The 6713-nt window shown below is 67.6% G+C and carries 7 protein-coding genes; 6 read left to right on the top strand and 1 reads right to left on the bottom strand.

Translation table 11 applies throughout. The features are described 5' to 3' along the window. The 4 genes from GXY15_13325 to ruvB form a co-directional block, all read left to right on the top strand. The coding region (locus tag GXY15_13325; GenBank protein ID NLV42191.1) for a hypothetical protein at positions 1–518 on the top strand (518 nt) is incomplete at its 5' end. Continuing rightward, positions 515–1831: a nickel-dependent lactate racemase gene (gene larA / locus GXY15_13320; GenBank protein ID NLV42190.1), complete on the top strand. Its 1317-nt coding sequence runs from the start codon at positions 515–517 to the stop codon at positions 1829–1831. The genes GXY15_13325 and larA, both read left to right, overlap by 4 nt. Positions 1832–1915: 84 nt before the next feature. Further along, positions 1916–2518: a Holliday junction branch migration protein RuvA gene (gene ruvA, locus GXY15_13315; protein ID NLV42189.1), complete on the top strand. Its 603-nt coding sequence runs from the start codon at positions 1916–1918 to the stop codon at positions 2516–2518. Positions 2519–2521: 3 nt separating this feature from the next. Beyond that, entirely contained in the window at positions 2522–3550 is a 1029-nt protein-coding gene (gene ruvB / locus GXY15_13310) for a Holliday junction branch migration DNA helicase RuvB (GenBank protein ID NLV42188.1), read from the top strand. A 7-nt stretch (positions 3551–3557) separates the two neighbouring features. Here the strand turns inward: ruvB and GXY15_13305 are convergent, their stop codons facing one another. Further along, positions 3558–4151, bottom strand: coding sequence for a hypothetical protein (locus GXY15_13305; GenBank protein NLV42187.1), 594 nt, complete (start codon positions 4149–4151; stop codon positions 3558–3560). Between the two features lie 276 nt (positions 4152–4427). Between GXY15_13305 and GXY15_13300 the strand changes: the two genes are divergently transcribed. Together GXY15_13300 and GXY15_13295 are read left to right on the top strand one after the other, a co-directional pair. Then, on the top strand, positions 4428–5369 hold the full coding sequence (locus GXY15_13300) for an NAD(P)H-binding protein (protein ID NLV42186.1): 942 nt from the start codon (positions 4428–4430) through the stop codon (positions 5367–5369). A 170-nt stretch (positions 5370–5539) separates the two neighbouring features. Beyond that, positions 5540–6706 carry a Gfo/Idh/MocA family oxidoreductase gene (locus GXY15_13295; protein NLV42185.1) on the top strand — a complete coding sequence of 389 codons (1167 nt, stop codon included), beginning with the start codon at positions 5540–5542 and terminating at the stop codon, positions 6704–6706. The last annotated feature ends 7 nt before the right edge of the window (positions 6707–6713 follow it).

Raw genomic sequence — 6713 nt, 5'->3', positions numbered from 1 at the left:
TGCTGGTGTCCAGCGCCCTCCCCCGTCTCGAGCCCCGCCTGCTGGCCCTGGTGCGGGAGGATATCTCCTCCCCGGCGCCCGCCTTCAGCGCGGACACGCTTTCCGACCTGCTGCTGCGAAAAGCCCTAAGACTGTCCCCGCCGCAGCGAAAGGAGACTCTGCTCGCCCTGTGCAGTCCCGTCACGGTCCCCGTGGAGGGGCGCGCGGAAACCCGCCGGATTGCCGCCAGTCTGGCGGGCGTGGAAAAGGAGTTGATACGCGAGCCCGGCGCCGATATCACAGAGGCCCTGCATGAAATGGCCGCCCGGCCGGACCAGTTCTCCTGCGTCTCCCAACCTCCCGATCTTGCGGTGGTCTGGCGCGTGCTCATGGCGCGCGACCCCGGGGGAATGCGGCCCCGTCTGGAGGACTTCCTCGGCGGCCGCGCCCCCGTGACACTGGCCCACCCCCTCTCCGTGTCCGACGAGGCGCTCCTGCGGGAGGCCGCACAACGGCTGCTCCAAACGGCCGCATCATGAGCGGAGTCTTTCTTTCCCTCCCCTGGGGCGACGGCGTGGCGACCGCATGCCATGAAGACCTCACCCTTCTGGAAATGCTCACTGTCGCCGAGGCCCCCGCCCTTCCGGACCCGGCGGGCGCGCTGCGCGCGCAATTGGACGCCCCGCCAGGACTCAACGGACCGGCTCTGGCGCCGCTTGTCCCCGGGACGCGCGTGCGCATCATTGTCTCCGACGCCACCCGCCGCACGGGCATGCACCTGCTGCTCCCCGCACTGCTGGACGCTGTTGCACAGCGCGGCGTCCGCCGGGAGGACATTTCCTTCCTCGTGGCCACCGGCGTCCACCGCGCGCCGACGGAAGACGAGTTGGACGTCATCCTGGGCGCGGAAGTTCACCGGGAGTTTTCCGGAAGAATCCTTTGCCACAACGCCGAAGACGCTGCCTCCCTGCGCTTCACCGGCAACACCCGGCGCGGCACCCCCGTGTGGATCAACCGGGCCGCCCTGGAGACCGATTTTCTGATCGTCACCGGGACCGTGGTCCTGCATTACTTCGCGGGGTACGGGGGGGGGCGCAAGGCGGTGGTGCCCGGCATCGCGGGGCGCGCCACCATCGCGGCCAACCATTCCCTTAACCTGGACCCCGACTCCGACCGCCTCAACCCGGCCGTCCGCACCGGGATCATGGCGGGCAACCCGGTGGCCGAGGACATGGCGGAGGCGGCGGCGACGGTGCCCGTGCATCTCTGCATAAACACGGTGCTCAACCGGCAGTGCGGCCTGTGCGGCGTCCATGCGGGGTCCCTGGAGGCCGCCCACGCCGGCGCCTGCCGCCAGGCGGCGGCGCTGTACCGGGTTCGCTTGAACGAACCCGCCGACCTCGTGGTGGCCTCGGCGGGCGGCGCGCCGAACTTTCTCCAGAGCCACAAGGCCCTGCACAACGCGTGGCAGGCCCGCCGTCCCGGCGGCCTGGTGCTGTTCCTCGCCCCCTGCCCCGAAGGGCTGGGCGGCAGCGGGTTCGCCCGGTGGCTCTCCCTGGGCAGTCCGGCCGCCGTGATCGCCGGCCTGCGCGAGCGCGCGGAGATCAACGGCCAGACGGCGCTGAGCACTTTGGAGAAGACCCCGCACACCGTGCTGGTGTCGGGGCTGTCCGGCGAAGACCTGTCCCTTCTGGGGGCCACGCCGGCGCGGACCTTTCAGGAAGGGCTGGACCTGTGCGTTGCACGCCTGCGCGCGGCGGGCATTGTCCGGCCCACCGTCATCGCCATGCCCGAAGCCGGATACACGGTGCCGGGGGGCGTTGCGGAGGGGGACTCCCAAGCCGTACCATAGGCGTCCCGGCGGTCCTCGGTTCATGGACGTTATGGACGTTATGGACGGTATGGACGGTATGGACTTGAAAAGGAGGTCCCCCACATGTTCGCGTTTTTGCGCGGCGCGGTTCACCACAAGACGGCCACGGCCATCGCACTGGACGTGGGCGGGGTGGGCTTTCTGGTGCATGCGCCGGAACCGGTGCTCCGCCGCGTGGTCGCGGGGCAGGAGGTCACCCTGCTCACGCACTGCCATATCCGGGAGGACGACTTCCTGATCTTCGGGTTCCTGCGGGAGGAGGAAAAGTCCCTGTTCGAAATGCTGCTGGGCATCTCCGGGGTCGGCCCCAAAGTGGCCCTGGCGGTTGTTTCGGCGCTTCCCCCGGCACCCTTTGCGGAGGCGGTGATGGCAAACGACATCACGGCGATCTCCAAGGCCCAGGGCGTCGGCAAGAAGCTGGCGCAGCGCATCCTGCTCGAAACCAAGACGAAGATGGGCCAGAGCCCGGAGTGGGAGGCCTTCTTCGGCGAAGCCAAGGCGGACGAAGCCCCCGAGGGCGACGACGCCTACGAGGCCCTGGTCTCCCTCGGCTGCACGCCCCCGGAGGCGAAGAAGGCCGTGGCGGCAGCGCGGGCCAATCTGGGCGCCGGCGCACCGGACGAGGAGGTGGTGCGCGCGGCCCTGAGAACCCTTGCGAGGAAATGACCCATGGCAAACGCGGACCTGGTAAACCCCGAGCCCGTCGAGGACGACCGGAGTTTTGACGAGCAGATACGCCCGGCAAAACTGACGGACTTTCCCGGACAGGAGCCGATCAAGGACAAGCTGCGGATCGCCATCCAGGCGGCGAAACAGCGGAGCGAGCCCCTGGACCACCTGCTGCTGAGCGGCCCTCCGGGCCTGGGGAAGACCACCCTCGCCCGGATCCTCGCGAACGAGATGGGCGTGGACATCAAGCAGTCCTCCGGCCCGGTCATCGAGCGCCAGGCCGACCTCTCGGCCATTCTGACCAGTCTCGAGTCCTTCGACATTCTCTTCATTGACGAGATCCACCGGCTGAACCACGCCGTGGAGGAGACGCTGTACTCCGCCATGGAGGACTTCGAGGTGGACATCATGCTGGGGAAGGGGCCCACGGCGCGGTCCATGAAGATCGGGCTGAAGCCCTTCACGCTCATCGGGGCCACCACACGGGCGGGCCTGCTCACGCCGCCCCTCCGCGCGCGCTTCGGCGACGTGTGCCGCTTCGACCTGTATTCGCCGGCCGAGCTGGTGCGCATCATCGAGCGCTCCGCGCGCATCCTGTCGGTGCCCGTCACCGACAACGGCAGCCTGGAGATCGCCTCCCGGTCGCGGGGCACGGCGCGGGTGGCCAACCGGCTGCTGCGGCGGGTGCGCGACTTCGCCCAGGTCAAGGGGGACGGAACGATCACGCGCGAGGTCGCCGACGCGGCGCTGGACCTGCTGCGCATTGACCCGCTCGGGCTGGACGACATGGACCGGGCGATTCTGGACACGGTGATCCGCAAGTTCTCCGGGGGACCGGTCGGTTTGTCCTCCCTGGCCGTGGCGGTGGGCGAGGAGCGCCAGACGCTGGAGGAGGTGCACGAGCCGTACCTGATCCAGATCGGGTTCCTGAAGCGCACTCCGGCGGGGCGGGTGGCGACGCCGCTGGCGTTCAGGCACTTCGGCATGACGCCGCCGGCGGGGGACGCGGGCCAGACGTCGCTGCTCTGAGGCGGCGTCAGACGGGGCGCAGCGTGGAGGTGCGCAGTTCGCGCGGCAGGTGGGACCAGTCGTTGTGGCAGAGGACCGCCATGTCCCCCTCGGGCTGCACCAGCACCTGCGTGACGCCGCAGTTGCAGATGTCCATGCGCATCCAGCTTTCCAGCTCCGCCTTCAGCACGAGGGTCACAAAGTAGCGGATGAGGTTCCCGTGGCACACGATGACATCGTGTTTGTCGCCGCGCTTGGCGACCTTGAAGTATTTCCGGAAGGCGACCTCGGCGCGCTGCCGGTCCTGAATCACCTGCTGGCTGGTGTAGTGCGGCATCTCGATCTGGAGCTTGGGGGTCATGGAGGGGATGGCCTCCCACAGGAGGTCCGTGGACTGGATCATGAGGCCCGGCACCTCGCGCGAGACGATGCGGGCCGTTTCCTCGGCGCGGTTGAGGGAGCTGCAATGGATCGAGGAGATGGGCCGCTGCGCAAGCGCTTTCGCCGTCAGCTCCGCCTGCTTCAGCCCCATCTGCGTGAGACTGCCTCCCAGTTCCGACCCCGTTGGATTGTCCACATCATGATGCGCGTGGCGCACCAGGTAAATCACTCTGACTGCCATGCCGTCGTTTCTCCCACCGCGCAATCCAGGAAACCAGTCTTCCTCAAAGCTTCACGGTTCCGGTGTTCGGGACCCATTTTCACGCCCGTCCCCCATGCTTGTCAACTCGGGAACGGACAGCCTCTCAGGAACGGGCGGAAGTATAGCACGCCGGGCGCGCGGGCGAAAACTTCCGCACGCGCGGTCCGGGACGCCCTCCGCGAAACCTCCGCAGCGTCCTTCTGGTCCACCCACAGAGGCCGCACAGGCCCGGAGGCGGGCCAGGGAGACTGCTTCATGGAAACGCACGCGGTGACGGGAGCCTTCGGATACTCTGGCAAATACATTGCCCGGCGGCTGCTGGACCGGGGGCTGCGCGTGGTGACGCTGACCAACTCCCCCGGACGCCCGCACCCCTTCGGAGACGCCCTGGCAGTGCGGCCCCTCGACTTCGCCAACCCCGGCGCGCTGGCGCGTTCGCTGGAGGGGGTGTCGGTGCTGTACAACACCTACTGGGTGCGGTTTAATCACCCGCTCTTTTCGCACGCGGACGCCGTGCGCAACACCCTCGCGCTTTTCGACGCCGCCCGCAGGGCGGGAGTGCGCCGGATTGTCCATGTGAGCATCACCAATCCCTCCGAGGACTCCCCCTTTGAGTACTTCCGGGGGAAGGCCGTGCTGGAGCGCGCCCTGGGGGAGTCCGGCCTGTCACACGGCATCCTGCGTCCGGCGGTGCTCTTCGGGCATGAGGACATCCTCGTGAACAACATTGCCTGGGCGCTGCGCCGCTTTCCCGTGTTCGGCGTCTTCGGCGACGGGAAGTACCGGATCCAGCCGATCCACGTGGAGGATTTTGCGGACTGCGCGGTGGCGCTGGGGGAGTCTGACGAGAACGGCACGGTCGAGGCGATCGGCCCGGAGACCTTCACCTACCGGGAACTGGTGGAGGCGGTGGGCGCCGCCATCGGGGTCCGCAGGCCTGTCCTCCGCCTGTCCCCGGCGCTGGGACACCTCGCCGGACTGGTGATCGGCAGGATCGTGGGCGACGTTTTCATCACCCGGGAGGAGATCGGCGGCCTCATGGCGGGCCTGCTCTGCGTGGACGCGCCCCCCGCGGGGGCCACCCGGCTGACCGAATGGGCCCGCGCCCATGCGGACACGCTGGGACGGCGCTATGCCAGCGAGCTCGCGCGGCGCGTCCACCGCGACCGCTCCTACGGCGACTTGGCGTCCCGCTGACCGGCGGCCGAAAAGAAAGGGGGGCAAACAGTTGACTCTTGTGAAAAAGTCGGCTACTCTTGTCTGCGTGTTTTGTCGTGATTGACCGGGGGACTCCGGCCGGACAGGGTCCGGCGGGCCGCCCCCGAGGAAACAGACGGCCGTCAACAACTCAACCAGGAGGGAGAAACATGGCCAAGAAAACCGTCAATGTGGCAATGATCGGCGCCGCGTTCATGGGCAAGACCCACAGCAACGGCTGGCGGAAGGTCGGGATGTTCTTCGACCCGCCCTACACCCCGGTGATGAAGGTCGCGTGCGGCGCGCCCGGCGAGGACATGACCGTCGCCAAGGAAAAGTGGGGATGGGAGGAGGTCTCCAACAACTGGGAGGAGGTCGTCAACCGCCCCGACATTGACATCGTGGACATCTGCACGCCGAACTGGCTGCATCCGCCCGTGGCCATCGCCGCGGCGAAGGCGGGCAAGGCCATTGTAAGCGAGAAGCCGCTCTCGAACAGCCTGGCCGAGGGGCAGGCCATGCTCGACGCGGTCAAGAAGGCGCGCGTCGCCAACATGTGCGGGTTCTCCTACCGCTTCGCGCCGGCCGTCCAGAAGATCAAGCAGATGATCACGAAGGGCGAGCTGGGGCACATCTTCCACTTCCGCGCCGCGTACCAGCAGGACTGGATCGTGGACCCGGACTTCCCGATGGTGTGGCGCCTGAAGAAGAAATTCACCGGCTCCGGCGCGCTGGGCGACATCGGCGCGCACATCACCGACCTGTGCCATTTCCTGGTTGGCGACGTGTGCGAGGTCGCCTCGGCCTTGGAGACCTTCATCAAGAAGCGCCAGGTGCCCTCAAGCAACGTCGGCGGCATCTCCGGCACCTCCGGGAAGAACACCGGCAAGATGGACACGGTGGACGTGGACGATGCCGCGATCTACCTCGGCCGCATCAAGGGCGCGAACACGCTGGCCACCTTTGAGGCCACCCGCTTCGCCCCCGGCCGCCGCAACTACAACACGATTGAAATCTACGGCAGCGAGGGCTCCGTGCTGTGGAACCAGGAGGACATGAACGTCTTCCACTATTTCAGCCGCAAGGATCCGGGCACGCTCCAGGGCTTCCGCAAGGTGCAGGCTTGCGACCCCGGCCACGCCTACGTCGGCAACTGGTGGCCCAGCGGGCACATCATCGGCTACGAGCACCTCTTCGTCCACGAGATGTACGAGTTCCTGTGCGGCCTGAAGGCCAAGAAGGGCAACTATCCCACCTTCGAGGACGCCGTGAAGTGCCAGCGCGTGCTGGAGGCCGTCGAGAAGGCCGCCTCGTCGAAGAAGTGGGAAAAGGTCTGAGAAACAA

The sequence above is a fragment of the Candidatus Hydrogenedentota bacterium genome (assembly GCA_012730045.1).
Taxonomy (GTDB): domain Bacteria; phylum Hydrogenedentota; class Hydrogenedentia; order Hydrogenedentales; family CAITNO01; genus JAAYBR01.
Note: the sequence above shows the minus strand (reverse complement) of the source record. Positions and strands in the feature narration are given on the sequence as shown.